Origin of the sequence: Luteococcus sp. H101, assembly GCF_038433155.1 — a bacterium.
Lineage (GTDB): Bacteria > Actinomycetota > Actinomycetes > Propionibacteriales > Propionibacteriaceae > Luteococcus.
In genome coordinates this window covers 209,522-236,015 of record NZ_JBCDMW010000019.1, presented here as the reverse complement: position 1 = coordinate 236,015, position 26,494 = coordinate 209,522, and the positions used below count along the sequence as shown (strand labels likewise).

The window sequence follows — 26,494 nt, the reverse complement described above, 5'->3', positions numbered from 1 at the left end:
CCGTCCTGCTGCCCGCCGAGCAGCTCGAGCTGCAATTGGCCGGGCTGGAGGCCTTCGTGCACGGCTCTGCCGACATGGTGCCGCTGTTGCGACAGCACCTGTTGTCCGGCTGCTGGCGCCCGGTCTCGACGAGGATCACTGGCAGGGCGCAGCCGTGACTTGTCACTCGGTAGGGGCAGGGACCCCCCGTTCCTGGGGGGGCCGAAGTCATCACCTTGCCTGGCTGGCTCGGTTCAGCACCGCCAGGAAGTCCTCCGCGGTGGTGGTTGCGCCCAGCGCCTCCACCGTGCCTGGCTCCCCCAGAAGGCGGATGATCTCGTCCAGTCCGTCGCGGAAGGAGCGTCGGCCCGCCTCGGACAATGAGAAGAGCAGCACCACCCGCACGCTTGACGGTCCCCACGGAATCCCGCGGTCGCTGACCAGCACTGCAACCCCGGTGGCCTTGGCGTCCATTCGCATGGAGTGCGGAATCGCGAAGGCGCCGCCGAAGGAGGTGGGGGAGCGACGCTCCCGGTCCATGCAGTCCTCAAGGAAACCCTCGTCCACATAGCCCTGCTCCTCCAACCGGGCGCACATCAACGTCAGTGCCTCCCGCTTGGTGGGCACGGCCTCGACGTGCAGGAAGAGTGACGGGTCGATCAAGGTGCGCAGCAGGGTCACCATCCGCTCCCGTCCGAGCCGTTCCCGCTCGGTCCGGGCCGCGCGCAGGATCCGGTCGACGTCGGCATGCGGCAGCAGCGGGCTGATCTGCACCACTGGCGCATCCACCGCTGGCAAGGGGATGCAAGAGACCATCAAGTCGCTGGTGACCTGATCGCGACCCCCATCCCAGGAGTTCAGGGTGCGCTCCAACACCGCCTTGCCGCGGAGCGAATCGGCCAGTCTCGTGGTCAGGGTCTCCTCCAGTCCGTGGTAGCGGGGGGCCACCAGAGTGATCGTCGGCAGGTCGCGTTGCTCCAGAAAGGTCATGTAGAGCATGCCCATGTGCAGGGACAGGTAGTCCACCTCGCTGGGGGAAATCTCGACACCCAGAGCCTCCTCCAGCCTCTCCGCGAAGGCGAGGGCCAGCTCGTGCACGAGTGGATGGCTGTGTCGGAAGGCAGATCCCAGCGGATGGGCCAGGGCGACGCCGGAACGTGCGCGGGCGACCACATTGTCCACGTGTACCGCCAGCTTGAGCAGCATCGCGCGGTCAGGCGGGCCCAGCAGGTAGCGCTGGGCCACCCACTCCATTGAGCTGCTTACCAGTTGCAGCATGTCCGGGGAGACCAGGTCCGCAGAATTCACCTGACTACGGCCGACGGTGCGTACCGCGATGGCGGCGTACAGGGAATTGAGTTCCGCTTCCGGCAGCTCCGTACCGTTGTCTCCCGCCACCCTCTCGCCCAGCCGACGGCACAGCTCTTCCACCGCGGAGTCCCGGATGACGACAGGCGCGCCGTTCTCTGGAATCACGTGGCCGGATTGAATGCGGTCCACCGTGACCACCAGGTGGAGCACGACATCACCGAGCGCATACTCGTTCATCTCGATTTCGGACTCGGCGACGCACTCACTCACCGCCTGTCGCAGATGTGGCAGGTCCACCCGCGTGAACTCCTGGGCGATCGCATCCCAGTCGGGCGCCATGTCATGCCCATTCTGTTGCAATACCTGTCGCACCACTCGACGCCGGCTCCGTTCCGCGCCGTCCACCCAGATCTTCTCGTGATCTCGGCGGAGCACGACATCGTGTTCCCTCAGCACTTCGCGGGCTCGGGAGAGGTCAGCCTCCAGGGTGGAATCGCTGACACAGAGCTGGGCGGCCAATTGGTAGAAGTCGACCGGCTCTGTGCTCTGCGGCAGGGTCCGACACAAGTAGCCGAGCCGACGCTGTGGGGTATCGAAGGTTTGCTGCCGGGGGCTGGGGGCGCTGAGGGCCTGCGCCCGGCCAGTCGCCGTCAACGAATAGCCCTGGTGGCTGGTGGCAACCAGCTCGTCGTCCTGATTGAGCTGGCTCACGTAGGTGCGCACCGTGCGGCTGGAAACAGACAGCATTGAGCCGAGCTCCTCGCCCGACAGGGGGCGGGAAGCTCGGCTCAGGGCCGCGAGCAGCGCACGACGACGGTCCTGTGGCATGCGAACTACTTGGCTGCGACGAGCTTTCGGGCCTGATCCATGGCGGCCTTGCCGTCCATCATGCCGTAGGCGCGCATGTCCATCACGGCGCAGGGGATGCCCTTGGGCTCGGCAAGAGACCTGACTTCCTTTTCCTTGAACCGGATCTGGGGGCCCAGAAGCACGACGTCGTACTTGTCGATGTTTGCCGACAGCTCACCCACCGGGAGGGCGGCCACCTCCTCGCCGGGCTGGGCGACCTTCTTCATGTTGTTGGTCAGCAGGCTGGTGGACATTCCAGCCGCGCACACGAGCAGAACCTTCATGGGTGTTTCTCCTTTTCGGATTGGGTCAGTGCTGGCCGACGCTGGCCAGACGGGTGTTGAGCTCAATGAACTCGTCCGCCAGGTCCCTGACCAGCATGGCGCCGGTCAGGTGATCCTGGGCGTGAATCAAAATGATGTTCAGGGGAACCGCATTGCCGCGGGCCTCCTGGCTGAGCATCTTGGTCTGGTAATCGTGCGCGGAGTGCAGGTCAGTGTCGGCCTCTGCCAACAACTTCTGCGCCTCCTCCAGATTGCCCTCTCGGCTCTCCCGGATGGCCATCATCGCGCAGGACTTGGCATTGCCGGCAACCGAAATGATCTTGAACGCGACTTCATAGTCCGCGGGGTCCATGGCTTCTCCCTGTCTGGTTCCCGGCATCCACCGTGACGGCCGGGGTGCTGCCCAGCCTAGGAAGCAGACACCCGCGCTTCCACCAGAGCGACTTCCGCCATGGCGGAAGCAGGCTGGTTGGAATGCCCTATACGCCGGAGGGCACGCTGGATTTGGCTCGACGAGGAGCCACCACAAGAAAGGAGATTGGGGATGGCCCAATCGATGGATGTCATCAATGACAAGGTGATCACCCCGATCCTCAAGTTCGTCAACACCCGCCCGGTGCAGGCGTTGAAGAACGGCATGATGTTCGTGATGCCGCTGACGATCGTCGGCGCGATCTTCCTGCTGTTGGCCAATTTCCCGGTTACCGCGGTGGTTGAGTGGGAGAAGTCGGTGGGCCTGTACGAGCCCTTCATGCAGATCTACACAGCCACCTTCGACATGCTGGGCCTGGTGGCCTGCATGGGCATCGCCTTCTCCTGGGTGCGTGACGAGGGCTATGATGCCTTGCCCGCCGCGGTTTGGGCGGCCTGTACCATGATCCTGCTGACGCCGTTGCAGGTCTTGGCCGACGGCGTGAAGGAACCCATCACCGGCGTCATCCCGCTGGCCTGGACCGGCTCCAAGGGCATGATCGGCGGCATCCTGGTGGCTTACATGGTGGGCATCGTCTACACCTGGTTCCTCAAGCGGGACATCACCATCAAGATGCCCGACGGCGTGCCGCCGAATGTGGCCACCGCCTTCACCTCGCTGATCCCCGGCACGGTCATCATGATCATCGGCGCCATCGTCTTCGCCATCTTCAACCACTTCGACACCTCGATGATCGAGGCCATTTACAAGGGCATCCAGACCCCGCTGCAGGGCCTGTCCGACAGCCTGGGCGGCATCATCATCATCTGTATCATCATTCCGCTGCTGTGGTTCTTCGGCGTGCATGGCTCCTCGATCGTCTCCGGCATCATGCAGCCGATCGGCCTGGCCAACATGCAGGACAACCAGAAGATCCTGGATGCCGGTCAGGCGCTGACCGTCGCCAATGGCGGCCACGTCCTCACCCAGCAGTTCATCGACAGTTACATCGGTATGACCGGCTCCGGCGTCACCATCGGCATCGTGATCTACATGCTCGTCTTTGCCAAGAGCGCCCAGTTCAAGACCTTGGGCAAGCTGGGTGGTGCGCCAGCGATCTTCAACATCAACGAGCCGATCCTGTTCGGCACCCCGATCGTGATGAACCCGCTTCTGGCCATCCCCTTCTTCGTGATGCCCATGATCAACGGGCTGGTCACCTACTTCGCCCTCTACACCGGTCTGGTGCCACTGTTCACCGCCGTGCTGGTGCCCTGGACCACCCCGCCGATCCTGTCGGGCATGTTGTTGGGCGGCTGGAAGCACGCGGTGCTGCAGGCCTTCCTGATGTTCCTGTCCGTCGTCGTCTACTTCGTCTTCGCCCGCAAGGTGGACTCTCTGGCCTTCGCCGAGGAGAAGGCCGCCGCCGACGCCGAGCAGGCCGAGGTGGCCGCTGCCGAACTGTCCACGTCCGAATCCGACTCCGAATCCGAGACCACCGGCGCAACCCGCGTCGAGAAGGAGGAACTGGCATGACTTTCCCGAGCGATTTCTTCTGGGGTGCTTCCAGCAGCGCCTATCAGATCGAGGGTGGCAGCCGTGAGGACGGCAAGGGCCCCAGCGTGCAGGACGTGAAACAGGTGCCCGAGGGCACTCCGGACTTCACTGTCTGTTCGGACCACTACCACCGCTACGTCGAGGACGTCGCCCTGTTCGCCGAACTGGGCCTCAAGTCCTACCGCTTCTCCATCGCCTGGACCCGGATCTTCCCCGAGGGCACCGGTGAGGTGAACCCCAAGGGCATCGAGTTCTATAACAACCTGATCAACGAGCTGGTCAGCAAGGGGATCACGCCGATCGCCACCCTCTACCACTTTGACCTGCCGCAGGCTTTGCAGGAACAGGGTGGTTGGGCCAGCCGTGCCACCGCCGACGCCTTCGTCGAGTTCGCCAAGGTTTGCTTCAAGGAATTCGGTGATCGGATCATCTGGTGGCAGACCATCAATGAACAGAACATGATGACGCTGGTGCCGCAGCACGTGATCGGCACCGACGACCTGGGCGACTACCCGCTCTATCAGGCCAACCACAACATGTTCGTCGCCCAGAGCGCCGCCATGGCCGCCTGTCACGAGCTCCTGCCCGAGGCCAAGATCGGCCCCGCCCCGAACATCAGCTACATCAACCCGCTGACCTGTGACCCCAAGGACATTCTGGCCGCCCAGTACTACGCGGCGGTCCGCAACTGGATCTACCTGGATGCGGCCGTGCACGGGCGTTACAACACCTTGGCGCTGGACTACATCAAGCGGGCGGGCTACTCCCTGGAGGTCACGGAGGAGGATCTGGAGGTGATGCGGAGCGGCAAGCCCGACTTCATCGCCTTCAACTACTACAACTCGGAGACGGTGGCCTACGTCGAGGGCGAGACGCTGGTGGACGAGAAGGGCGAGATCCACGGCCCTGGCAAGGTGGTGGACAACCCCAACCTGGCCAAGACCCAGTTCAGTGGCTGGCCGATCGATCCGATCGGCTTCCGCACCACCTTCCAGGAGATCCACTCCCGCTACAACCTGCCGATGATCGTAACCGAGAACGGGCTGGGCGAACGTGACGAGCTGGTGGACGGCACCGTGGAGGACGACTATCGGATCGAGTACCTGCGCAACCACATCGCACAGATGCATGCCGCCATCGAGACCGGTGTGCCGATCCTCGGCTACCACCCCTGGTCTGCCTTGGACCTGATCTCAACCCATGAGGGCTTCCTCAAGCGGTACGGCTTCGTCTACATCAACCGGACCAATGATGACGAGAGGGACCTGGCCCGGATCAAGAAGAAGAGCTTTGCGTGGTATCGCAAGGTGATCGACTCGAACGGCCAGGACTTGTCCTGAACCTCGGTCAGGGGGGTGGCTGCGCTGGTGGCAACCACCCCCCTGGCGCTGGCCAACCAGAATGGAGGACATGACCATGCAACTCGACGAATTCCTTGAGCTGGTGGCTCGGCAGGAGCGACTCGTGGCCGGCTCCGAAGCCCATCAGTTCATGCACTCGGCCGCCTCCCGCGCCTTGGAGATCACCACGCGCCTGAACGCCTCCGGTGGAGATCCGGATCGCACCCGTGCCCTGCTGGCGGAGCTCACCGGCCGTGACCTGCCCGAATCGGTGAGTCTCTTCCCGCCGCTGCACTCCGAGTTCGGGCAGAACCTGCACCTGGGTGAGGGTGTCTTCATCAATCAGGGTTGCTTCTTCCAGGACACCGGCGGCATCTGGATCGGTGACCGCAGCCTGGTGGGGCACAACTGCATCTTCACCACGCTCAACCACGGCACTGAGCCGGAGCGGCGCGGCGACATGCTGCCCGCCCCCATCCACGTCGGTTCCGACGTCTGGTTCGGAGCCCGGGTGACGGTGGTTCCCGGCGTCACCATTGGCGACGGCGCGATCATCGGGGCCGGTTCCGTGGTGACCAAGGACGTACCGGCCCGCACGGTGGTGGCCGGGGTGCCCGCGCGGGTGATCCGTAGGATCGAGTCATGACCCAGATCGCGAGCACCACCTGCGCCGGTGACGGCACCATCACCACCTTCACCCTGGATGGGGAGAAACTGACCCCGCTGGCCACCAGCCCGATCGGCAAGGGTGTTTCGGCGATGGCCGTCGACGCCAGCAATCGCCGGGCCTACGTCTCGCTCAAGGAACCTACCGGCGTCGCCACCCTGGAGCTGGACCCCGAGTCCGGCACCTGGACGCAGACCGCGCACCACCCGCTGCCCACCCACCCCAGCTACCTGACCGTCACCGCCGACGGACGCTACCTGCTGGGCGCCGACTACGGCGGCGGCCGCGGCCTGGTCTGGGCGATCAGTGACGGACAGCTGGGTGAGCCCACCGCCAGCATCGAGTACCAGCGGCTGCACAGCGTCGCGGAGATCGACGGCTACTGCTACTTCGTCTCCCTGGGGCAGGACCTGATTGCCTGCTATCGGCTCACCGACGACGGTCGGCTGGAGCCGCTGCCCACCCCAACCGTCGCCGCTCCGGCGGGTTCCGGCCCGCGCCACCTGGTGATCACCCCCGGAGGCCGCGCCGTCTACGTCGTCACCGAGTTCACCGGCGAGGTGCTGCGCTACGTGCGGGATCCGCACACCGGCGTGTTGGCGCTGCAGCAACGGGTCGTCGCCCACGTCACGGATCGCGGCCTCAAGCCCAGCGTGATCGACGAGGACCCTGTCCAGAACCACTACGTCTGGGGCGCCGACCTCCACCTGGCCGGGCCCGAGGGCCGCTGGCTGGTGGTCAGCGAGCGCACCGAATCCACCCTGGCCGTCCTGCCGGTGGCCGACGACGGCACCCTGGCCGAGCCGGTCTGCCTGACCGAGACCGAGAAGCAGCCCCGCGGGTTCTGCGTCACCCCGGATGAGAACCACGTGCTCTGCCCCGGCGAGAAGTCCGAGCAGGTGAGTCTGTTCCGCCTCGAGGAGAACGGCCAGCTGGTGCGGGTGGCCCAGGCAGCCAACGGGAAGGGTTCCAACTGGGCCCGGATCGTGCCGCGGTGACCCTCAGAGAGCGCCGTCGCTGAACGGATCCGCCTCGTCCTCGATGGTGGCCACCGGCGGCGCGTCGTTGGCGCGTCGGGAGGCCAGCCGGTGCGGCACCCGGTCCCGCTTGAAGGTCACCGACGAGTAGCCATGCGGCTTGGGCTCGCCGTCGTCGCCCAGGGAGACCATCACGATCTTGTCGATCTTGATGATCACCTCGCCGGTGAACACATTGCGCACCACGGCCTTCAGCGTCAGGCTGGTGCGGCCCCAGTTCACGACCGCCAGGCCCATCTCGATGATGTCGCCCTGGCGGGCGGAGGAGACGAAGTTGATCTCGCTCATGTACTTGGTGACGGTGCGCTCATTGCCCAGCTGGATGATCGCGTAGATCGCCGCCTCCTCGTCGATCCAGCGCAGCAGACTGCCGCCGAACAGGCTCTGGTTGGCGTTCAGGTCTTCGGGCTTGACCCACTTGCGGGAGTGGAAGTTCATGGCATTCGGCACGCAGGCCATCGTAGTGCCCGGCTGGGGCGAGTTGGGGCGGCGCCGATGAGCCGGTCCTCGCGCGGAGCCTAGGGTCGGAAGCGGGACGGAGGGGTTCCGTGCAGTCGGGTGAAGGCTGCGGTGAAGGCCGACGCGTTGCGGTAGCCGCAGGCCGTCGCGACGTGGGCCACCGGGGTACCGTCGAGCAGGAGAAGCGCGGCGTGGTGCATGCGTGCCGCCAAGCGCCAGCGCGCCAAGGGCATGCCGGTCTCGCGCACGAAGATGCGGCGCAGGCTCCGGGAGGACAAGTCCACCTCGGCGGCCCACTCCTCGGACTCGCGGTCGTCGGACAGGTCGGCGAGCACGCGCCGGGCGATGCGCCGCGCCCTCTCGTCGACGGGTAGTGGGGGAGGGCCGAGCCGGGACGCGCATTCCACTGCTGCGGCCAGGCGCCGCAGCGCTTCCTCACGGGGGAGGCGGCGCAAGGCTGGCGGCTGGAGGCTCTGGCGGGCCCAGTGGTCGAGGGCGGCGGATCGGGCCAGGGTGCAGGGATGGCCTGGCATCCCCCGAGTGGTGGGAAGCCAGATGGGCAGCAGCAGTGCCTCCGGGGAACAGTCCACGGTGTGATCGATGGTGGCGGGGATCCACACCGCGCGCGTGTCGTCCGCCACGAAGTCACCGTCGGGTGTGGCGACATGGGCTCGTCCGCTGGCTGTCCAGACCAGTTCGGGGTGGTCGTGGACCAGTGTTCTGTCCGGCATGCAAACCTCCGTGTCCGACCCGCGATGACGATTTTGGTTAGGTCAGCCTAACCTAAATCATTGCGGAGTGGTCGGCCGGTGCACGAGTAGGCAAGGCGCCGGCCCGCCCAACCCCACCTCTTCGGGTCCTCGCGGCCCGCTGTCCGGAAGGCACCATGAACTCCGTCTTGCGCCGCCTGCAGGCCCTGCTGGCCTGCTGCCTGTTGTTGGCCATCGCCGCCTGTTCTGCAGGAAGCTCAACCAAGGAATCCACCACGGGGGCACCTGCGGCCAGCTCGGGTGTCTGGCCGCGCACCATCACGCACAAGCTCGGCACCACCACCATCCCGTCCCGGCCGCAGCGCGTCGTCTCCACCTCGATGGTGCTCACCGGCTCGCTGCTGGCCATGGATGCGCCCGTCATCGGCACCGGCGCCAGCAAGCCCGGCGCAATCGGGCTCGATGACCAGGGCCTGTTCACCCACTGGGCCCCCAAGGCCAAGGAGAAGGGCGTGAAGGTGCTGTTCAAGAATCAGCAGCTCGACCTGGAGGCGATCACGGCCGCCAAGCCCGACCTGATCTACGTCTCGGTCACCGGCGGCGACTCCTTCGCCGATTCGTACGCACAGCTCGCCAGGATCGCGCCGACGGTCGCCGTCGACTACAACACTGTCGGCTGGAAGGAGACCGTCAAGGAGCTCGGCGCCAGCCTTGGCATGGAACAACAGGCCACCGACGTCGTCGCCGACTACGATGCCAAGGTCTCAGCGCTGAAGAGCAAGGTCAAGGCCCCCGCCGAACCCGTGCAGATGATCGTCTTCAACCCCAGCAACGGCTCCGCCTTCGCCAAGCCCGGCGGCCCCCACGAGGCAGTTCTCAAGGACCTCGGCCTGACACTGGACGCCACCGATCTCGACAAGCTTGGCACCAACGAAGGTGGAAAGGGGCGTGGCGACTTCACCTTCCTCAGCGAGGAGAACTCCATCGCCGCCCTCACGGCCAAGACCGTCCTGCTCGTCTCCGGCACCGAGGACGACGTCCGCCAGATCAAGGCCTCAACGACTTACCAGAAGATCCCCGCCGCCCAGGCGGACGGCAGGCTGGTCCCGCTCGGCCTGCCCAGCTTCAAGCTCGACTACTACAGTGCCCTCGACATGGCCGAGCACCTGGCCAAGGCCTTCGGGGCATGAGCCGTCTGGCCATCGCCGACGCGGTGGCCGCGAGCCCACGGTCTGCCCGGCACGGACGTGCCGGGCAGGCCACCCTCGTGCCAGCCCTCGCCCTGCTCGTCGCCGTCCTCGCCCTGACCAGCCTGTTCGTCGGCTCGCGCCTGCTGACGCCCGGTGCCGTGGCCGAAGCCCTGCGCCACCACGACGCCAGCAACACTGGCCACGCCATCGTCGTGCGGATGCGCATCCCCCGTGCCGTCGTCGGCATCCTCGCCGGCATCGGCCTGGGTGCCGCGGCGGCCGTCATCCAGTCGATGACCCGCAACCCGCTCGCGGAACCCGGCCTGCTCGGTATCAACGCCGGCGCCTCCGCCGCCGTCTGCGTCGGCATCGTCGAGTTCGGCCTCACGGCGCCGCTGCCGATGATGCTGCTCGCCATGACGGGGGCTGGCCTCGCCGGAACAGTCGTCCTGCTCATCGGAGGAGCCTTCAGCCGCACCGCCGACCCGATCCGCCTTGTCCTGGCCGGCGTCGCCATCTCCAGCGTCCTGGGGGCACTCACCAGCCTGATGATCCTCAACCAACCGCAGGCCTTCGCCGATTTTCGCAACTGGGACGCCGGCGGCGTGGCCCCGCGGCCGTGGCCCTTGGTGGGGTTCGGAGCCGGCCTCCTCGCCGTCGGCCTGATGGTGGCGCTGGCCGCCGCCCGGTCCCTCGATGCCTTGGCCCTCGGCGCTGACATGGGCCGTGCCCTCGGCGTCAGCCTCGGCCGGGCATGGGCACTGGGAGGGGTCTCCATCGTCATCCTGTGCGGTGCATCCACCGCACTCGTCGGCCCGATCGGCTTCCTCGGCCTGGTGGCCGCCATCGGCGCCCGACGACTCATCGGTGGCGGGCTCGCGGCGATGATCCCGGTGGCCGGTCTGCTCGCCGCGGGGATGCTGCTCGCCTCGGACCTCATCGGTCGGATAGTCGCCATGCCCGGGGAGGTGGCCGCCGGGGTCGTCTGCGCTCTGGCCGGCGCCCCCGCCTTCGTCGCGCTGGCCCGAGGCTCCCGGGTGGTGACGGCATGACAACGCAGCCCGCCTTCCGCGTCGTGCGACGCGGTGGCCTCGGTCTGATCTGGTACCCACGCGCCGTGCTGGTCTCGCTCGTCCTGGTGGCCATCTGCATCGGCATCGCCCTGCTGGGATTGTTGAGCGGCTCGACGGACCTGCCGCTGCAGGTCGTCCTCGACGGTCTGCAGGGGCACGGCGAGGGCGTCGACATCGTGCGTGGCATGCGCCTGCCCCGGGTGATGTGCGGGCTGGTCGTCGGCGCCTGCCTAGGGGTGAGCGGCGCCGTCTTCCAGTCACTGGGGCGCAATGCGCTCGCCTCGCCCGACATCATCGGCGTGGCCTCCGGGGCGGCGCTCGGTGCAGTCACGGCCATCGTCGTCTTCCATCTGGGACGCGGTGGCACGGCGCTCGGCGCGCTCGTCGGGTGCGTCCTGGCCTCTGGCCTCGGCCATGTGCTCGCGCGGGGGCGGGTCCGGGTGGCCCAGCGCCTCGTGCTGGTCGGCATCGGCATCGGCGCCTTCTGCCAGGGGCTCACCACGCTCCTGCTCACCCAGATCGACCCCGACATCGCGATCGCCGGGCAGAAGTGGCTCACCGGAACCCTCAACACCCGCAGCTGGGATGACCTGGCGCCCGCTGCCCTCGGACTCGCCCTGCTCCCCGTCGTCGTCTGGTGTGCCCGGCACCTCAATGCGCTCGAGATGGGCGATGACCTGGCCCGGCAGCTCGGCGTTGATGCGGACGCCACCCGACGTCGTGCCGCGGCGGCGGGGGTGGCCATGTGCGCCCTGGCCGTCTGCGCCGTGGGGCCCGTCGCGTTCGTCGCCCTGGCCTCCCCGCACCTGGCCCGACGCCTGTGCCTCAACGCCACCGTGCCCGTGGTCCCGGCCGCACTCGCCGGGGCCACGCTGCTGTTGGGTGCGGACGTGGCTGGCCAATCCCTGCCCGACGGGTGGGGGATGCCCGTCGGCATCGCCACCGGCATCCTCGGCGGTGCCTATCTCGCCCTCGTCCTGACCAGGAGGTCATCATGAACACCAGCACGGCCATGGCAATGTCATCGCGCCTGGAGGCCCGGCGGGTCAGCCTCGGCTATGAGGGAGAGCCCGTCGTCGACGGACTCGACCTGGCCATCCCCGACGGGGAGTTCACCGCCATCATCGGCCCGAATGCGTGTGGGAAGTCCACCGTCCTCAAGGGGCTCGCCCGGTTGCTGGCGCCCAGCGTCGGCGAGGTGCTGCTCGACGGGCGGGCCATCGCCCAGCAGTCCACGGCCGATGTCGCCCGACGGCTGGGCCTGTTGCCGCAGGGTGGCTCCGTCCCCGACGGCATCCGCGTCGTCGACCTCGTCGCCAGGGGGCGATTCGCCCACCAGCGCTTCCTGCGTCGCTGGAGCGAGGCTGATGCGTCGGCCGTCGACCGCGCGATGGCCGATGCCCGCGTGGCCGGCCTGGCCGACCGGGTGGTGGACGAGCTGTCGGGTGGCCAGCGCCAACGCGTCTGGCTGGCCCTGGTGCTTGCGCAGCAGACCCCGCTGCTGCTGCTGGACGAACCCACCACCTACCTGGACGTGAACCACCAACTCGAGGTGCTGGACCTCTGCGCCCGCCTGCGCCGCGAGGGCCGCACCGTCGTGGCCGTCCTCCACGACCTCAACCAGGCCATCCGCTATGCCACACACCTCGTGGCCATGCGCGACGGCCGGATCGTGATGGCCGGAAGCCCCGAAGAGGTGGTGACCGCGGAACTGCTGCGAGAAGTCTTCCGGATCGAGGCGCTCGTCCTCGACGATCCGACCAGCGGCGGTCCACTGGTGGTGCCGGTGCGACCGCTGTCCGGGGAGGCGTGATGAAGGACAGGATGCTGCCGCCCACGCCCCGGACCGTGACGGGTGCCCCTCCGCGGACGTCCCCCGGATGGCTGGTCGACCTGCTCGGACGTGGTCCGCAGGCCGTCGAGCAGTGGTGGGCGGGCGTCGGCCGAACTCCCGTCGTCGGTCCCGTCCTCGAGCACGATGGCGTGGACGTCTGCGAGGTGACCTTCGTCGCGCAGGTCGACCCCGGCCCCGAACAGGCGGCAGTCGAGGTGATGGTGCACCTCAACGGCCTCACCGACCACCACCGTCGCGACATCACCCCATCGCTGATGGAGCCGGTGCCGGGTAGCCAGCTGCGCCACCTCACCCTGCTACTGCCCGTGGACGGCACCTGGTCCTACCGCCTCGTCCACGGCAGCCCCCTGGACCGCCACGCAGGCGCCAGCCGGGAGGGATGGCGAGCGGTGCACCTGGCTGGACGGGTCGACCCGCGCAATCCGCGGCGCCTGCACGATGGGCAGGGGGCCGATTCGTCGGTGTGGAGCGGGCCCGGGGCCCGCCTGGTGGACGGCTGGCCCGACGCCGGATCGCGTCATGCCGGAATGCTGGTGGAGCGGGAGGTGTTGCGCGACGACGGCGCCCGACGGCCGGTCTGGGTGCTGGGGGCGGGGCGGCTCGTGCTGGTGATCTTCGACGGTGCCCTGTGGCGCAGCCTCGGCATCGTCGACGCGCTGGCGGCCTGCGCTCCCCTCCTGCCGGGAGGGGAACCCCCGTCGCTGGTCTTGGTGGACTCGATCGACCACCAGCGCCGGGCGCTCGACCTCACCGACGAGGCCCGTCTCGGGGCGCTGCTGGGTGATGCCCTGGACGTGGCCGCACCAGTGCTGGGTGGGCTTCCCGATCCCGGACGCGTGGTCGTCGCCGGGCAGTCCTTCGGTGGGCTCGCCGCGGCGCTGGCCGTCGTACACCATCCCCAGCTGGCCCGGACGGCGATCGTGCAGTCGGGTTCCTTCTGGTATGACCCGGACCGTCCGACCAGCCCGGACCAGCGGGGGCCCGTTCCCGGGCGTCTGGCCCGCCAGCTGTGCGATCCCTTGGACCTGGCCGGGCGACGACTGCTCGTCCAGGCCGGTACCGACGAGGGCGAGATGGACAGCCAGGCCCTTTGGATGGTCGAGCGGCTGCGGGGACTGGGGGCCGAGGCCAGTTTTGACCACTGGCGCGGTGGCCACGACCATGCCTGGTGGCGTCACGGGCTGGTCTTTGCCCTGTCACAGCTGGGATGAGGAGGGCCGATGCCCACCGACCTCCTGTTCGGCGTCCGTGGCCTGTGTGCGGCCCACCCAGGCGGCCCCGAGGTGCTCCACGACATCGATCTCGACCTGCCGCGGGGCAGCTTTGTCGCCGTCATCGGCCCCAATGGCTGCGGAAAGTCGACCTTGCTGCTGTGTCTGGCGCGACTGCTGCGCCCCAGCCGTGGAACGGTCGACTTCAACGGCCAGCCACTCAACAGCGCCACGCCCCGGGCCTTGGCCCGCCGTCTGGCCTTTCTGCCGCAGCAGCCGCTCGCACCGGACGGCATCCGGGTGCGGGACCTGGTGATGCGCGGACGGCACCCGCATCGGCGCCTGCTCCTACCACCCGGCGCTGCCGATCATCAGGCCGTCGACGAGGCTATGGCCGTCGGAGGCGTGGCTGACCTGGCCGATGCCCGGCTTGCCGAGCTGTCGGGCGGTCAGCGGCAGCGCGCGTGGATTGCCATGGCGCTGGCCCAGCAGACCTCCACCATCCTGGTCGACGAGCCCACCAGTTTCCTCGACATCGCCCACCAGGTCGACGTGCTCGAGACCTGCAGTCAGCTGGTGGCGAGGGGCCATGACGTCATCGCCGTCCTGCACGACCTGAGCTTGGCCTGCCGCCACGCCGACCTGCTCGTGGTCATGTCCGCCGGGCGGGTCGTCGCCGTCGGGTCGCCGACACAGGTGATGACCGTGCCGCTCGTCATGGACGTCTTCGACCTGCCCTGCCGCATCATCAGTGACCCCGAAACCTCGACACCCCTGGTGGTGCCCCGTCGCCACCACACCGCCGCCAGCCAGGGCACAAGCCCCATCACAGCCACGAAGGAGCACCCATGAAGTCATCCATGATCGTCACCGTCCTGCTCGCCGCAGTCCTCGCTGGCTGCGGCGCCACCGGTTCCGCCCCCCAACCGTCGCCACCGGCCAGCACCTCCTCTGCCCAGGTCCATACCGTCGAGACGGCCTTCGGGCCGGTCAGCATCCCACGCTCTCCGCGGCGCGCCATCGCGCTCGAAGGTGGCGTCGGCCCCTTGTTGCAGGCCGGCATCACCCCGCTGGCCACCGCCGACGGCGACTATCCGGACCAGTTCCTGCCCGCCGAGTACCAGAAGGTGAAGGACCTGCCGATCATCCTGGGCAAGGACGGGCCCGATCTGGAGAAGATCGCCGCGCTGAAGCCCGACCTGATGATCGGTTTCGTCCGCGGCGGCAAGGCCGCCGAGCTCAGCGCCGAGGCGAAGGCCCAGTGGCAAAAGCTCAATGCCATTGCCCCCACCGTCCTGATCCGTTCGACAGGATCGTCACAGACCAAGGACGCCACGCTGGCGATGGCCGAGGCCCTTGGTCACGGAGAGGAGGCGCATGCCGCGAAGAAGGCCTATGAGGCCAAGGCGGCCGACATCCGCACCAAGCACGCCGCGGTGCTGTCCCGCCACGTCTTCGCCGCCGTCGACTACTACGAGAAGGTCAACGTCTACTCGCCGATCTCGTGGCCCGGTGACACCCTCGTCGATGCCGGGGCGAAGCTCACTCCGGTCTCCCGCGATGAACGGCAGGAGAATGCCACCTTCCTCTCCCTGGAGCAGCTGGGACGGCTGTCCGACTCCACCGTGCTCCTCTACGAACAGCGTCCCGACGACACGCCCGGCGAAGGCGCCACCGAGCTGCTCAAGCAACCGACCTGGCGAGCGCTCCCGGCCGTCAAGGCCTCGCATGCGTACGGCCTTCCCTACTTCTTCGCTGACCGCTACGAAACCGGGCTCATCTCGCTGGAGGCCCTTGACACGATCTTGTCCCGGCTCGAATGAGTGCCACAACCACTGGAGGAAACATGGAACACCACCATCCCCAGGGCCATGCCCCTGACGACGAAGGTCCACGAATCGCCCGCTGGTGGTTCCCCCTCAAACCACGACGCATCGAGGTGGTCTGGGTCCGCCGACTGTCCGAGCACATGGTGCGGCTGCGCTTCACCGGACCCGATCTGGACGACTTTCCGACGGTCGCCCCAGAGGACCACGTCAAGCTCTTCTTCGATCCCGATGACCACAACCGGATCGTCCTGCCCGAGCTTGACGAACAAGGACGGGCATCGTTCGGTGGGTTGACCTACCGCGACTACACGGTGCGCGCCTTCGATCCGGCTGGGCCGTGGCTCGATGTCGACGTGGTCCTGCACGGTGGTGGCATTGCCAGCAATTGGGCGGCCAGGGCTCGCCCGGGTGACGCGTTGGGCATGCTCGGCCCACGAGGCTCTTTCCAGGTCAAGGACGTCTTCGACCAGTACCTGTTTGCCTGCGACGAGACCGCACTGCCCGCCATGGCTCGGTGGCTCGAGATGCTGCGCCCGGGCGTCCCGGTCACCGCCTATGTGGAGGTGGCTGGCCCTTCCGACGAGCTGCCCCTGCAGACGCGGGCCGACCTTCACCTCGTGTGGCTCCATCGCGACGGACGACCAGCCGGAAGCACCCGCCTGCTGGAGCAGGCCGTGCGCGGGCACGCGCTGCCGTCCCGTGGAGATTTCTTCGTCTGGGTGGCAGGCGAGTCGACGTCGATCAAGCCGTTGCGGCGCTACCTTGCACGAGATCTGGGGCTGCCGCGTGACAACTGGGACGTGGACGGTTACTGGCGGCGAGGCCAGACCAACCACGACCATCACATCGACGAGGAGGACGAGTCGGCTGATGCCGCCTGAAGAATCCGGCCGTCGCCGCTGGTTCCGGGCGGCAGTGCTGCTGCTCCTGGTGATCGACCTGCTGGCCTGTCTGGGCAGTCTGGCCATCGGCTCGCAATGGATCGAGCCCACGAGGGTATGGGCAGCGTTGTCCGGCCGCGGGACCGCGAACGAGCAGGCCATCGTCATGGGGCTTCGGCTTCCCCGCACCCTGCTCGGGATGTTGTGTGGGGCCTCGATGGGGATGGCCGGCGCCCTCACCCAGGCCCACACTCGCAACCCGTTGGCCGATCCGGGACTGCTCGGCGTCGGGTCGGGTGCCAGCTTCGCTGTGGTCTGCGCGATGGTGTGGCCGGGCTGGCAAGCGCCTTCGCAGTATGTCTGGGCCGGGGTGGCCGGTGCCGTCATTGCCGGTATCGGGGTGATCGGTCTCGGCCTGCGTCAGCGTTCGGTCGAACCCATGCTCGGGGTGGTGCTCATCGGAGCGGTGGTGACCGCCCTGCTGGGGTCCGCCACCAGTGCCGTGGTGATCACCCACCCGCACCAGATGGGCTCCTTCCAGGCCTGGAGCACCGGCTCACTGGACGGCCGTGGCCTCGACGTGGCACGAGGTGTCCTGCCGGTGTTGCTGTGCGGTCTGCTGCTCGCGGTGTCAGCGCTGGGCGCGCTCCCCGCGCTCGAACTCGGAGACCGGCTCGCGGCGAGCCTGGGCAGCCGGGCCGTTCGCGACCGGGCAATCGGTCTTGCAGCCGTCGTCTTGTTGTGCGGTGGCTCCACCGCCGCCTGCGGCAGTCTGGGTTTCATCGGACTGCTGGCGCCCCATGCCGCCCGTCGACTGTGCGGTGGGCGCCCGGTCATGACTGCGCTCTTGTGCCTACCGACGGGGATTGCCGCCATCCTGATCGCTGACATCATCGGCCGGGTCGCCACTCGCGGCGCCGAAGTGCCGGTCGGTGTCACGCTGGCCGCGCTCGGGGCTCCGCTGTTCGTGTCGCTGGCCCGACGGGCAGGCGACGAGCGGTGAGGGGCCGGTCAGTGGCATGCAGCACGGGCCTGGCCGTGATGCTCATGGCTCTCCTGGTGCTGGACCTGTGCCACGGGCAGGGGTGGATCGCACCACGCGACGTCCTCGCCGTCGTTCTGGGCACCCCTGAGGTGGACCCAACCGCGTCGTACCTGGTGGGAACGGTGCGCGGCCCAGGAGCTCTGGGGGCCGTGATCGCCGGGGCGGCGCTGGGACTGGCCGGAGCCATCACCCAGTCGCTGCTGCGCAATCCGCTGGCCAGCCCGGACATCATCGGGGTCAACGCCGGGGCGTCCTGCTGCGTGGTGGCCACACTCGTCGGCAATGGTGGCGGCGGGATTGCGGCCGCGTCGGGACTGCGAACCGGTGTGGTCGGTCTTCTGGGTGGCCTGGTGGCGGGGGGCTTGGTGGTTGCGCTTGCCTGGCGAGCAGGCCTGACCGCGCGACGTGTGGTGCTGGTGGGTCTTGGGGTCGGTGCCGGACTGCAGGGGCTCACCTCCTGGCTGTTGCTGCAGGTCCCCGCCGCTGACCTGTCCTCGGCGATGGTGTGGTTGACCGGTTCGCTTGCCAATGTTCCCTACGCCTCATTGGGGCAGCTGGGTGCAGGTGTCGGGGCCTGCCTGTTGCTGGCTGCCGCCAACCGGGGCGAGCTCTCCCTGTTGCAGCTGGGTGACCTGACCGTAAGGTCTCTGGGTGTGCGCCTTTGGTTGGCGCAGGGTGTGCAGGCGCTGCTGGCGGTCGTCGCCGCGGCCCTGGCCTGCGCAGTGGCTGGCCCGGTGCCGTTCATCGCGTTCAGTGCACCGCAACTGGCCCAACGTGCCCTCCGCTCGCCCGGGCCGCCGCCCTTGGTCAGTGCCATGACGGGCGCTGCACTGCTGGTGGGGGCGGACATCGCGGCTCGAACCGCTCTCGGCACGCCTGTCCCGGTGGGCCTGGTCACGGCCGTGCTGGGTGGGCCGGTGCTGTTGTGGACACTGATGAATCGTTCCCGGCCGGCCTGAGCCGCATCGGCCGTCGCGCCGCACCGTCCCAACTGGTGCACGACAGGCCGGCCCGGGCCACCCGATGGGTACCCTCTACCCGGTACACGACAACTTCTCCCGAGGTGGGCTCATGTCAGACGCGACGCCACCCGTCAGTGCGGCGGGGCACGAGAACGAACTCCGACGGGGGCTGCGCGCCCGGCACCTGAACATGATCGCGATCGGTGGAGCCATCGGGACCGGTCTGTTCGTGGCCTCCGGGCAGACCATCAACTCGGCCGGCCCCGGCGGCGCCCTGCTGGCCTACGCCGCCATCGGCTTCATGGTCTACCTGCTGATGCAGTCTCTGGGCGAGATGTCCACCTGGCTGCCGGTGGCCGGCTCCTTCGAGACCTACGGCACCCGCTTCGTCAGCCCCTCCTTCGGCTTCGCGACTGGTTGGAACTACTGGTTCAACTGGGCGATCACCGTCGCCGCCGAGCTGGTGGCGGCCTCCCTGGTGATGAAGTACTGGTTGCCCGACGTTCCCGCCTGGGTCTGGTCGGCCGGCTTCCTGACCATCCTCTTCCTGCTCAACGCGGCCAGCGTCGGCACCTTCGGGGAGAGCGAGTTCTGGTTCGCCTCCATCAAGGTGGTCACCGTGATCGTCTTCCTGGTGGCCGGCCTGGCGATGATCCTGGGGATCATGGGCGGCAAGTCCCCGGGCTTCGGTAACTGGACCAACGGCGAGGCGCCCTTCGTGAACGGCTGGCAGGGCATGCTCGGGATCTTCATGATCGCCGGCTTCTCCTTCCAGGGAACGGAGATGATCGGCGTCGCCGCCGGTGAGGCCGACGACCCGGAGAAGTCCATCCCGCGCGCCATCAAGGCCGTCTTCTACCGGATCATGCTCTTCTACATCGGCGCGATCGCCGTCGTCGGTTTCCTGATCAGCTACACCGACGAACGGCTGCTGTCGGCCGACGTCGACAACATCGCCGTCAGCCCCTTCACCCTGATCTTCGAGCGGGCCGGGATCGCCGGCGCCGCGTCGCTGATGAATGCCGTGATTCTGACCTCCATCCTGTCCGCCGGCAATTCCGGGATGTACGTCTCCACCCGGATGCTCTACGGCATGGCGCGTTCCGGGAAGGCGCCCAGGATCTTCGGCACCACCACCAGGCGCGGGGTGCCGTTGACCGCGCTGCTGGCCACCACCGTCGTGGGGGCCATGTGCTTCATCGCCAGCCTGATCGGCGACGGCGGCGCCTACCTGTGGTTGGTCAACGCCTCCGGCCTGGCCGGTTTCATCACCTGGATGGGCGTCGCCTGGTGCCACTACCGCTTCCGCCGGGCCTTCGTCGCGCAGGGGCGCTCACTGGACGAGCTGCCCTTCCGCGCCCGCTGGTTCCCGCTCGGCCCGCTGGTGGCGTTGGGCATGTGCGCCATCGTGGTGGCCGGGCAGAACTACCAGGCCTTCCTGGGCGACGTGGACATCGAGGGACTGTTCGCCTCCTACCTGGGGCTGCCGGTCTTCCTGGCGCTGTGGGCCGGGCACAAGCTCGTCACCAAGGCCCCGACGGTGGACCTGACCACGGCGGACCTTTCCCGCACCGACGTCGCCGATGATGTGGCCTACGACCTGATCCCCTGATCGGATGACGTCCCGCGCCAGGGGAGAGGTGATCGCCGCGCTGCTGGTGGTCTGTCTGTTCTGCGCGATCGTGGGGCCGGTCTGGTGGCAGCGCTGGCGCGAGGGGACACTCGGCTCCGCCACGTCCGCAGCGCCGGTGCCGACCCCTCCACTTCCGGGGCGGGAGGCCGCGACCGTGGTGCGGGTCAGCGACGGTGACACCGTCGTGGTGCGACGGGGTGGCCGGGAGGAGACCGTGCGGATCCTGAACATCGACACCCCGGAGACGCACAAGCGGGGCACGGCCGTGGAATGCCTCGGCCCCGAGGCCACCACCGCCCTGACCCGGCTGCTGCCGAAGGGCACGGCGGTGGAACTGGCCCACGACGGCCCGCGCAGGGACCGTTATGGCCGCACCCTGGCCGCGCTGTGGGCCGACGGCCGTCTGCTCTCGGCCGAGATGGCGCGCCAGGGCCTCACCGGCGCCGTGGTGGTTAGCCGAGCCGACACCTTCCTTGCCCCCGTCGCCGCGGCCCAGCAGGAGGCCATGACCGCACACCGGGGCCTCTATGATCCGGCGATAGCCTGCACCCTGGCCGGGCAGACCCGGGCCCGGGTGCAGGCGCTGCAGAGCGACGACGTCGCGAAACTACGCGCCGCGATCGCGCCGGCGCAGGCCCTGCGACAGCAGCTGGCCACGCCGGACTCGAAGATCGGCGCGGTACAGCGCCAGCGGCACCCGGCGGCCTGGCGTCAGGCCCGGGTCGACGAACTGGACGAAGCCCTCACTCGGGCTGCGCGAACAGTGCGGTGATGCTGGCGCTGTCCAGCTCATTGGCCAGGATGGTGAACCGGACCTGCGCGCTGGTTGCCTCGTCGGGCACCGGCAACTTGTCGAAGGGCAGGGCGTGCACGGTGTGCACATAGCGGTGCGCCGGGCCGGGCGGCGGGCAGGGGCCGCCGTAGCCCTCGTAACCGTAGTCGGTCACCCATTCCCGCACGCCGTCGGGCAGCGGGCCGCCCTCGGGCACGGAGGTCAGGTCCCCGGGGAGATCGACGGCCACCCAGTGCCACCAGCCGGAGCCGGTGGGGGCGTCGGGGTCGTAGATGGTGATCGCGAAGCTCTGGGTCCCCTCGGGGACACCGGTCCAGCTGAGCTGCGGGCTGATGTTCTGGCCACCGGCGCCCTGCTCGGCATACTTCAGGGCAATCTCGGCGCCTTCGGTGATGGACGTGCTGGTGATTTCCATGACCAGAGCCTAGTCAGTCGACGCGCCCGAAGCCCAGCACATGGAGCACCAGTTCCCCGGCCTCGTCGCAGGCGTCCAGGTCGATCGAGGCCTGCAGCTGCCAGTCGTGGTCATGGTCCGGGTCGTCGATGATCTGCGCCACCCGCCAGGTCCGCGGCTCGCCGCCCTTGCCGCCGAACTCCTCGATCCGTAGCATCTTCGGCCCGCGGGCGTCGCCGTCCAGACCCATGTCGTCGTGGGCATCCCAGTAGGCCCCCAGCGCCGCATCCCAGGCGTCGGCATCCATCACCGCGTCGGGATCCCGGGCGTCCAACTCGGCCAGCTCATCGACCTTGTCGTAGGCCATCAGCTCCACATGCCGCCACAGCGCATTGCGCACCAGCACGGTGAAGGCCCGTCGGTTGCCGGTCACCGGATGCCGCTTCTCCGCGGGGTGGGTGAGCGCCTTCAGCCGGTCCTCGGGGTCCGCGTCGGGGTCGGTCAGCGCCTCCCACTCGTCCAGCAGCGAGGAGTCGGTGAGCCGGATCACCTCGCCCAACCACTCCACCAGGTCGGTCAGCTCGTCGGTGACAAAGCGCTCCGGCACGCTCTGCCGCAGCGCCCGGTAGGCGTCGGAGAGGTAGCGCAGCAGCAGCCCCTCGCTGCGCTGGATCTTGTAGTACGCGACATACTCACCAAAGCTCATCGCGCGTTCGAACATGTCCCGGACAATCGACTTGGGGCTGAGCTGGTTCTCGGTGATCCAGGGATGACTGGGCCGGTAGGCCTCGTAGGCATGGTCCAGGAGTTCGGCCAGCGGCTTGGGCCACTCGACGTCCTCCAGCACCTCCATCCGTTCCTCGTAGTCATAGCCGTCGGCCTTCATCTCGGCGACGGCCTCACCCCGGGCCTTGTACTGCTGCTGGATGAGCACGAACATCGGGTCCTCCAGCGTGGCCTCGATGATGCTGACCAGGTCCAGCACATAGTCGGCTGAATCCGGGTCCAGCAGCTCGAAGGCAGCCATCGCAAAGGCGCTCAGCGGCTGGTTCAGCGCAAAGTTGTCCTGCAGGCTCTCCGCCAACTCGTAGCGACGGCCGGACGGCTCGGGCGGTTCAAGGCGGGTCACGACGCCGGCCTGGATCAGGGAACGGCCCAGCGCCACCGCGCGGCGCTTGAGCTGCTTCTGGGTGCGCTCGTCGCCCACCGACTCCTCGACCAGGTGGACCACGGCCCGGGCGGTGTCCTCGTCGCGCTCCACCAGGTTGAGCAGCATCGCATTGGTGATCCGCATCCTGGCGTGCAGGGTCTCCGGGGTGGAGTCGATCAGCTTCTGGAAGCTCTCCTCGGTGTAGTTGACGAAGCCCTCCGGCGGCTTCTTGCGCTGCACCTTGCGACGCTTCTTGGGGTCATCACCGGCCTTGGCCAGCGCCTTGGTGTTCTCGACGACGTGTTCCGGCGCCTGCGCCACCACATAGCCGACGGTGTCGAAGCCGGCGCGCCCGGCCCGGCCGGCAATCTGGTGGAATTCCCGGCTGCGCAGGGTCCGCATCCGGCGCCCGTCGAACTTGGTCAGGGCGGTGAACAGCACGGTGCGGATCGGCACATTGATGCCGACACCCAGGGTGTCGGTGCCGCAGATCACCTTGAGGAGTCCTTGCTGGGCCAGGGTTTCCACCAGCCGTCGGTAGCGGGGGAGCATCCCAGCGTGGTGCACCCCGATCCCGGCCTTGACCAGCTTCTCCAGGGTCTTGCCGAAGCCGCCGGCGAAGCGGAAGTGGCCCATCGCCTCGACGATCCGGTGCCGCTCCTCGGTGCTGACCAGCTTCACGCTGAGCAGCGCCTGGGCGCGTTCCAGGGCGGCGGCCTGGGTGGAGTGCACGATGTAGACCGGCGCCTGGCCGGTGGCGACGATCTCCTCCACCGTCTCGTGGATCGGGGTGAGCGCCCAGCGGTAGACCAGCGGAACGGGGCGGACGGCGTCGGCGATCACCGCGGTCTCCCGCCCGGAGCGACGGGTCAGGTCCTTGCGCAGCTGGGAGACGTCACCCAGGGTGGCGCTCATCAGGATCTGCTGCGCCTGCGGCAGTTCGGTGACGCCCACCTGCCAGGCCCAGCCACGGTCCGGGTCGGCGACGAAGTGGTATTCGTCCATGACCACCTGCGTGACGTCGGCGGTGCGCCCCTCCCGCAGGGCGATGTTGGCCAGGATCTCCGCGGTGCAGCAGATGATCGGGGCGTCGGCGTTGACCGACGCGTCGCCGGTGACCATGCCCACATTGGTGGCCCCAAAGACATCGCACAGCGCGAAGAACTTCTCGCTCACCAACGCCTTGATGGGGGCGGTGTAGAAACTCACCCCGTCGGTGGCCAGGGCGTGGAAGTGCGCCGCCAACGCGATCAGGCTCTTCCCGGAACCCGTCGGGGTCATCACGATGGCATTGTTCCCACTCAGGATCTCCAGGATCGCCTCCTCCTGGTGCGGGTAGAGCGTGATGCCGGTGGAGGCCGCCCAGGTGATGAAGGCTTCGTGGATGGCGTCGGGGCCGGGATTCGAGCCCAGGGCGGGCAGCTGGTCGATGAGGCGCATGGTGCCTCCATCCTTCCATGGGTAACCTTCGGGCCATGGGCCAGACCAGCTTCGCCGTCGCCTTCCTGGGCGGCCTCGCCGCACTGTTCAGCCCCTGTGCCGCCATGCTGCTGCCCAGCTTCTTCGCCTTCGCCTTCAACCGCACCGGCACCATGGTGGGGCGGCTGCTGGTCTTCCTGACCGGGCTGCTGGCCGTGATGGTCCCGCTGGGCGTGGCCGCCGGCTCCCTGGGACAGTTGCTGGTGCGCGACGCGGCCCTGCTGATCCGGATTGGCGCCGTGGTGCTGGTGCTGCTGGGTCTGGTCACCGCTGCCGGGATCAGTCTGCCGATGCCCGGCCTGTCCCGTCGCGGCGGCACCAACCCGGCCTCCCCCCTGGCGATCCTGGCGCTGGGGGCCAGCTATGGCCTGGCCAGCGGCTGTACCGGCCCCATCCTCGGCTCGGTGCTGACCCTGGCCGCGCTCGGCGGGAATCCGCTGGTGGCGGGCCTGTTGATGGCGGTCTACGCGCTGGGGATGGCGCTGCCCCTGATGCTGCTCAGCCTGCTGTGGGAACGCCTGCGGCTGGCCGAGCGCGGCTGGCTGCGGCCCCGGTCGGTCAGCCTGGGGCCGGTGCACACCACCGTGAGCCAACTGGTGACCGGGCTGGTCTTCGTCGCGCTGGGGGTCTTCCTGTTGTTCACCGGCGGCCAGACCGGCGGGCTGCTGGATGCCACCAGCCAGTTCCGGTTGGAGAACCGGCTGGCCGCTTGGGGCCGCAGCCTGGGGGACCTGCCCGTCGTGGTGCTGCTGATTGCCCTGGCGGGTGGGCTGACGTGGCTCTGGCTGGCCGAACGCGACAAGATGGCCCCATGAGCACTGACCACGACGCCAGCCAGCCCGCCCCGCTGCCCGAGCCGATGCTGGACGGCAGGTTGGTGGCCACCCTGCCCGACCGGGCGATGCCCTCGCTGGTGGCCGCGGTGGAGGTGATGGTGCAGGAGGGGATCCGCTCCCTCAGCCTGCCCGCCCCACAGCTGGCCGAGGTGGCGCGGCTGCGCGGCATCTTCGGGCAGCGGGCCAGCATCGGGGTGCACGACGTCGGCGACGCCGCCACCCTGGACGAGGCCCTGGCCGCCGGCGCCGACTTCGTCGCCCTGTGCGGGCCTGACGAGGACCTGGTGGCCACGGCGCGGCAGGCCGGGCGCCCGGTGCTGGTGGCGGCCCTGACCCCTACCGAGGTGCGGGCCGCCTGGCGGCTGGGGATTTCCGGCGTGCTGGTGGTGCCGGCGGAGGTGATGGGCTCCGGCTATCCCGAGGCGCTGGTGCCGTTGACCCCCGACGCGGTGCTGTGTGCCCGGGGTGGTCTGGGCGCCTATTCGGCCCGACGCTGGGCCGAGGCCGGCGCGGTGGCGGTCTGGTTGGACGACGCGCTGATCGGCGACGCCTTCACCGGCGGTTCGCTGGGCAGCCTGCGGGAACGGTGCCAGACCTTCCGCACCGCCGTCGACGAGTGACTACTTCTTCCCGCCGCTCTGCTCGATCGCCTGGGTGAACACCTCGAGCGGCTGCGCCCCGGACAGCGGCGTGGTGTTGACCACGAAGAAGGGGGTGCCGCTCAGGCCCAGGCTGCGGGCCTCGTTCACGTCCTTCTCCACGGCGGCCCTGGTCTGGGCGCTGGTGGAATCCTTGGTGAACCGGGCCAGGTCCGGCACCCCGGCGGCCTTGGCGAAGGCCAGCAGGTCGGCTTGCTTGATGGTGGGATGCCCGCTGGTGGGCGCCTTGGCGTGTACCGCGTCGTAGAACTCCCAGAACTTGTCCTGGTTGCCGGCGGCGCGGGCCGCCATCGCGGTGTTCATCGACTGGTCGCCGAACAGCACCAGGTCCCGGTGCTCGATCCGCAGGCTGCCGGAATCGATGTAGGGCTTGAGCTGGGGGGCGGTCTCCCGGGCCCAGACCGAGCAGAAGGGGCAGCGGAAGTCGGACCACTCGATCATCACCACGGGCGCGTCCACCTTCCCCTTGGCTGTCGGATCCTCCGGATTGCGTCGCGGCAGCTTCTTCATCGCGGCAATCGCCTCCGGGTTCTGCGACGGCTGGGCCCCCGTCGCCGCCGGTTGCGCGCTGCCCGAGGCGGCGGTCTGGGGCGTGCCCTCCCCGGCCCGCAGCCGCTTCAGCTCACTGCTCTGCATGGCCAGCATCGAGGCCAGCACCACGCTGAGCGCGGTGAGCATCGCCACCAGCACCCAGGGCAGCCGGTTCGGCTTGCTGGGGGAGGGGGCGGCGCTGGCGCCGTGCTGCCACCCCTGTCCGGGGGTGTGCGGGGGCTGGTGCTGTGCTGGCTCCTGGGACATGCCCCAACCCTATCCGGCGGGAATGAGCGGATGACTGGGGCATTAGTTCGGTTTCACCCGCCGGATCGCCCGCCCAAGGTCGCGGCAAGGCCGTTTGCGAT

Annotated in this window: 26 protein-coding genes; 18 read left to right on the top strand and 8 right to left on the bottom strand. The window is 68.5% G+C overall.

All coding sequences use genetic code 11. From position 1 onward, the window contains the following. Window positions 1-210 precede the first annotated feature (210 nt). From AAEX60_RS07890 to AAEX60_RS07880, 3 genes are read right to left on the bottom strand one after another with little or no spacing between them, the layout of a single operon-like run. Window positions 211-2,118, bottom strand: a complete 1,908-nt coding sequence (locus AAEX60_RS07890; protein WP_342102465.1) for a BglG family transcription antiterminator — start codon at window positions 2,116-2,118, stop codon at window positions 211-213. 5 nt (window positions 2,119-2,123) lie between these two features. After that, window positions 2,124-2,423 carry a PTS sugar transporter subunit IIB gene (locus tag AAEX60_RS07885; RefSeq protein WP_342102464.1) on the bottom strand — a complete coding sequence of 100 codons (300 nt, stop codon included), beginning with the start codon at window positions 2,421-2,423 and terminating at the stop codon, window positions 2,124-2,126. A gap of 25 nt (window positions 2,424-2,448) precedes the next feature. After that, a complete protein-coding gene (locus AAEX60_RS07880; RefSeq protein WP_342102463.1) occupies window positions 2,449-2,775 on the bottom strand; it encodes a PTS lactose/cellobiose transporter subunit IIA in 327 nt (108 codons plus the stop codon). 192 nt (window positions 2,776-2,967) lie between these two features. On the opposite strand from AAEX60_RS07880, the gene AAEX60_RS07875 reads away from it, so the two are divergent. From AAEX60_RS07875 to AAEX60_RS07860, 4 genes are all read left to right on the top strand, one after another. Continuing rightward, the gene (locus AAEX60_RS07875) at window positions 2,968-4,371 is read left to right on the top strand and encodes a PTS sugar transporter subunit IIC (RefSeq protein ID WP_342102462.1); all 1,404 of its coding nucleotides are present in this window, start codon (window positions 2,968-2,970) and stop codon (window positions 4,369-4,371) included. Beyond that, window positions 4,368-5,732: a glycoside hydrolase family 1 protein gene (locus AAEX60_RS07870; RefSeq protein ID WP_342102461.1), complete on the top strand. Its 1,365-nt coding sequence runs from the start codon at window positions 4,368-4,370 to the stop codon at window positions 5,730-5,732. The genes AAEX60_RS07875 and AAEX60_RS07870 overlap by 4 nt, the downstream gene beginning before the upstream one ends. Window positions 5,733-5,802: 70 nt before the next feature. After that, on the top strand, window positions 5,803-6,378 hold the full coding sequence (locus AAEX60_RS07865; RefSeq protein WP_342102460.1) for a sugar O-acetyltransferase: 576 nt from the start codon (window positions 5,803-5,805) through the stop codon (window positions 6,376-6,378). Beyond that, window positions 6,375-7,397 (top strand): lactonase family protein, encoded by a 1,023-nt coding sequence (locus AAEX60_RS07860; protein ID WP_342102458.1) that lies wholly within the window; start codon window positions 6,375-6,377, stop codon window positions 7,395-7,397. The genes AAEX60_RS07865 and AAEX60_RS07860 overlap by 4 nt, the downstream gene beginning before the upstream one ends. A 3-nt stretch (window positions 7,398-7,400) precedes the next feature. Here the strand turns inward: AAEX60_RS07860 and AAEX60_RS07855 are convergent, their stop codons facing one another. Together AAEX60_RS07855 and AAEX60_RS07850 are read right to left on the bottom strand one after the other, a co-directional pair. Further along, on the bottom strand, window positions 7,401-7,886 hold the full coding sequence (locus tag AAEX60_RS07855) for an acyl-CoA thioesterase (RefSeq protein WP_342102455.1): 486 nt from the start codon (window positions 7,884-7,886) through the stop codon (window positions 7,401-7,403). A gap of 68 nt (window positions 7,887-7,954) precedes the next feature. Further along, window positions 7,955-8,626, bottom strand: a complete 672-nt coding sequence (locus AAEX60_RS07850) for a helix-turn-helix transcriptional regulator (RefSeq protein ID WP_342102453.1) — start codon at window positions 8,624-8,626, stop codon at window positions 7,955-7,957. Between the two features lie 155 nt (window positions 8,627-8,781). Between AAEX60_RS07850 and fepB the strand changes: the two genes are divergently transcribed. From fepB to AAEX60_RS07790, 12 genes are all read left to right on the top strand, one after another. Then, on the top strand, window positions 8,782-9,795 hold the full coding sequence (gene fepB / locus AAEX60_RS07845) for a Fe2+-enterobactin ABC transporter substrate-binding protein (protein ID WP_342102451.1): 1,014 nt from the start codon (window positions 8,782-8,784) through the stop codon (window positions 9,793-9,795). Next, window positions 9,792-10,847, top strand: coding sequence for a FecCD family ABC transporter permease (locus tag AAEX60_RS07840; RefSeq protein WP_342102449.1), 1,056 nt, complete (start codon window positions 9,792-9,794; stop codon window positions 10,845-10,847). The genes fepB and AAEX60_RS07840 overlap by 4 nt, the downstream gene beginning before the upstream one ends. Continuing rightward, window positions 10,844-11,866 carry a FecCD family ABC transporter permease gene (locus AAEX60_RS07835; protein WP_342102446.1) on the top strand — a complete coding sequence of 341 codons (1,023 nt, stop codon included), beginning with the start codon at window positions 10,844-10,846 and terminating at the stop codon, window positions 11,864-11,866. The genes AAEX60_RS07840 and AAEX60_RS07835 overlap by 4 nt, the downstream gene beginning before the upstream one ends. Beyond that, complete coding sequence (locus AAEX60_RS07830) at window positions 11,863-12,681, top strand: ABC transporter ATP-binding protein (protein ID WP_342102443.1); 819 nt, start codon at window positions 11,863-11,865, stop codon at window positions 12,679-12,681. The genes AAEX60_RS07835 and AAEX60_RS07830 overlap by 4 nt, the downstream gene beginning before the upstream one ends. Continuing rightward, on the top strand, window positions 12,681-13,934 hold the full coding sequence (locus AAEX60_RS07825) for an enterochelin esterase domain-containing protein (protein ID WP_342102441.1): 1,254 nt from the start codon (window positions 12,681-12,683) through the stop codon (window positions 13,932-13,934). Before AAEX60_RS07830 ends, AAEX60_RS07825 begins: the two co-directional genes overlap by 1 nt. Window positions 13,935-13,943: 9 nt before the next feature. Further along, a complete protein-coding gene (locus AAEX60_RS07820) occupies window positions 13,944-14,786 on the top strand; it encodes an ABC transporter ATP-binding protein (protein WP_342102438.1) in 843 nt (280 codons plus the stop codon). After that, the gene (locus AAEX60_RS07815; RefSeq protein WP_342102437.1) at window positions 14,783-15,757 is read left to right on the top strand and encodes an ABC transporter substrate-binding protein; all 975 of its coding nucleotides are present in this window, start codon (window positions 14,783-14,785) and stop codon (window positions 15,755-15,757) included. The genes AAEX60_RS07820 and AAEX60_RS07815 overlap by 4 nt, the downstream gene beginning before the upstream one ends. A 23-nt stretch (window positions 15,758-15,780) precedes the next feature. Beyond that, the gene (locus AAEX60_RS07810; RefSeq protein ID WP_342102436.1) at window positions 15,781-16,644 is read left to right on the top strand and encodes a siderophore-interacting protein; all 864 of its coding nucleotides are present in this window, start codon (window positions 15,781-15,783) and stop codon (window positions 16,642-16,644) included. A 49-nt stretch (window positions 16,645-16,693) separates the two neighbouring features. Beyond that, window positions 16,694-17,647: a FecCD family ABC transporter permease gene (locus AAEX60_RS07805; RefSeq protein ID WP_342102434.1), complete on the top strand. Its 954-nt coding sequence runs from the start codon at window positions 16,694-16,696 to the stop codon at window positions 17,645-17,647. Window positions 17,648-17,658: 11 nt separating this feature from the next. Continuing rightward, a complete protein-coding gene (locus AAEX60_RS07800; RefSeq protein ID WP_342102433.1) occupies window positions 17,659-18,648 on the top strand; it encodes a FecCD family ABC transporter permease in 990 nt (329 codons plus the stop codon). A gap of 112 nt (window positions 18,649-18,760) precedes the next feature. Beyond that, window positions 18,761-20,263: an amino acid permease gene (locus tag AAEX60_RS07795; protein WP_342102431.1), complete on the top strand. Its 1,503-nt coding sequence runs from the start codon at window positions 18,761-18,763 to the stop codon at window positions 20,261-20,263. 4 nt (window positions 20,264-20,267) lie between these two features. Beyond that, window positions 20,268-21,056 carry a thermonuclease family protein gene (locus AAEX60_RS07790; RefSeq protein ID WP_342102429.1) on the top strand — a complete coding sequence of 263 codons (789 nt, stop codon included), beginning with the start codon at window positions 20,268-20,270 and terminating at the stop codon, window positions 21,054-21,056. Here the strand turns inward: AAEX60_RS07790 and AAEX60_RS07785 are convergent. Both AAEX60_RS07785 and AAEX60_RS07780 read right to left on the bottom strand, forming a co-directional pair. After that, window positions 21,028-21,492 carry a YbhB/YbcL family Raf kinase inhibitor-like protein gene (locus AAEX60_RS07785; protein ID WP_342102427.1) on the bottom strand — a complete coding sequence of 155 codons (465 nt, stop codon included), beginning with the start codon at window positions 21,490-21,492 and terminating at the stop codon, window positions 21,028-21,030. The genes AAEX60_RS07790 and AAEX60_RS07785 overlap by 29 nt on opposite strands. A gap of 13 nt (window positions 21,493-21,505) precedes the next feature. Then, window positions 21,506-24,061 (bottom strand): DEAD/DEAH box helicase, encoded by a 2,556-nt coding sequence (locus AAEX60_RS07780; RefSeq protein ID WP_342102425.1) that lies wholly within the window; start codon window positions 24,059-24,061, stop codon window positions 21,506-21,508. 35 nt (window positions 24,062-24,096) lie between these two features. Between AAEX60_RS07780 and AAEX60_RS07775 the strand changes: the two genes are divergently transcribed. Continuing rightward, window positions 24,097-24,915 carry a cytochrome c biogenesis CcdA family protein gene (locus AAEX60_RS07775; RefSeq protein WP_342102423.1) on the top strand — a complete coding sequence of 273 codons (819 nt, stop codon included), beginning with the start codon at window positions 24,097-24,099 and terminating at the stop codon, window positions 24,913-24,915. After that, window positions 24,912-25,556: a bifunctional 4-hydroxy-2-oxoglutarate aldolase/2-dehydro-3-deoxy-phosphogluconate aldolase gene (locus AAEX60_RS07770; RefSeq protein ID WP_342102421.1), complete on the top strand. Its 645-nt coding sequence runs from the start codon at window positions 24,912-24,914 to the stop codon at window positions 25,554-25,556. Before AAEX60_RS07775 ends, AAEX60_RS07770 begins: the two co-directional genes overlap by 4 nt. Here AAEX60_RS07770 and AAEX60_RS07765 read toward each other — a convergent pair whose 3' ends face one another. Further along, window positions 25,557-26,393, bottom strand: a complete 837-nt coding sequence (locus tag AAEX60_RS07765; RefSeq protein WP_342102419.1) for a DsbA family protein — start codon at window positions 26,391-26,393, stop codon at window positions 25,557-25,559. Between the last annotated feature and the right edge of the window lie 101 nt (window positions 26,394-26,494).

What these genes read in the sequence shown, in the direction of transcription:
- AAEX60_RS07820 (WP_342102438.1), top strand. Translation starts at nt 13,944, where the DNA reads ATGCCCACCGACCTCCTGTTCGGCGTCCGTGGCCTGTGTGCGGCCCAC.
- fepB (WP_342102451.1), top strand. Translation starts at nt 8,782, where the DNA reads ATGAACTCCGTCTTGCGCCGCCTGCAGGCCCTGCTGGCCTGCTGCCTG.
- AAEX60_RS07850 (WP_342102453.1), bottom strand. Translation starts at nt 8,626, where the DNA reads ATGCCGGACAGAACACTGGTCCACGACCACCCCGAACTGGTCTGGACA.
- AAEX60_RS07785 (WP_342102427.1), bottom strand. Translation starts at nt 21,492, where the DNA reads ATGGAAATCACCAGCACGTCCATCACCGAAGGCGCCGAGATTGCCCTG.
- AAEX60_RS07875 (WP_342102462.1), top strand. Translation starts at nt 2,968, where the DNA reads ATGGCCCAATCGATGGATGTCATCAATGACAAGGTGATCACCCCGATC.
- AAEX60_RS07810 (WP_342102436.1), top strand. Translation starts at nt 15,781, where the DNA reads ATGGAACACCACCATCCCCAGGGCCATGCCCCTGACGACGAAGGTCCA.
- AAEX60_RS07835 (WP_342102446.1), top strand. Translation starts at nt 10,844, where the DNA reads ATGACAACGCAGCCCGCCTTCCGCGTCGTGCGACGCGGTGGCCTCGGT.
- AAEX60_RS07885 (WP_342102464.1), bottom strand. Translation starts at nt 2,423, where the DNA reads ATGAAGGTTCTGCTCGTGTGCGCGGCTGGAATGTCCACCAGCCTGCTG.
- AAEX60_RS07870 (WP_342102461.1), top strand. Translation starts at nt 4,368, where the DNA reads ATGACTTTCCCGAGCGATTTCTTCTGGGGTGCTTCCAGCAGCGCCTAT.
- AAEX60_RS07830 (WP_342102443.1), top strand. Translation starts at nt 11,863, where the DNA reads ATGAACACCAGCACGGCCATGGCAATGTCATCGCGCCTGGAGGCCCGG.
- AAEX60_RS07765 (WP_342102419.1), bottom strand. Translation starts at nt 26,393, where the DNA reads ATGTCCCAGGAGCCAGCACAGCACCAGCCCCCGCACACCCCCGGACAG.
- AAEX60_RS07815 (WP_342102437.1), top strand. Translation starts at nt 14,783, where the DNA reads ATGAAGTCATCCATGATCGTCACCGTCCTGCTCGCCGCAGTCCTCGCT.
- AAEX60_RS07890 (WP_342102465.1), bottom strand. Translation starts at nt 2,118, where the DNA reads ATGCCACAGGACCGTCGTCGTGCGCTGCTCGCGGCCCTGAGCCGAGCT.
- AAEX60_RS07795 (WP_342102431.1), top strand. Translation starts at nt 18,761, where the DNA reads ATGTCAGACGCGACGCCACCCGTCAGTGCGGCGGGGCACGAGAACGAA.
- AAEX60_RS07880 (WP_342102463.1), bottom strand. Translation starts at nt 2,775, where the DNA reads ATGGACCCCGCGGACTATGAAGTCGCGTTCAAGATCATTTCGGTTGCC.
- AAEX60_RS07860 (WP_342102458.1), top strand. Translation starts at nt 6,375, where the DNA reads ATGACCCAGATCGCGAGCACCACCTGCGCCGGTGACGGCACCATCACC.
- AAEX60_RS07865 (WP_342102460.1), top strand. Translation starts at nt 5,803, where the DNA reads ATGACCATGCAACTCGACGAATTCCTTGAGCTGGTGGCTCGGCAGGAG.
- AAEX60_RS07790 (WP_342102429.1), top strand. Translation starts at nt 20,268, where the DNA reads ATGACGTCCCGCGCCAGGGGAGAGGTGATCGCCGCGCTGCTGGTGGTC.
- AAEX60_RS07840 (WP_342102449.1), top strand. Translation starts at nt 9,792, where the DNA reads ATGAGCCGTCTGGCCATCGCCGACGCGGTGGCCGCGAGCCCACGGTCT.
- AAEX60_RS07825 (WP_342102441.1), top strand. Translation starts at nt 12,681, where the DNA reads ATGAAGGACAGGATGCTGCCGCCCACGCCCCGGACCGTGACGGGTGCC.
- AAEX60_RS07780 (WP_342102425.1), bottom strand. Translation starts at nt 24,061, where the DNA reads ATGCGCCTCATCGACCAGCTGCCCGCCCTGGGCTCGAATCCCGGCCCC.
- AAEX60_RS07775 (WP_342102423.1), top strand. Translation starts at nt 24,097, where the DNA reads ATGGGCCAGACCAGCTTCGCCGTCGCCTTCCTGGGCGGCCTCGCCGCA.
- AAEX60_RS07770 (WP_342102421.1), top strand. Translation starts at nt 24,912, where the DNA reads ATGAGCACTGACCACGACGCCAGCCAGCCCGCCCCGCTGCCCGAGCCG.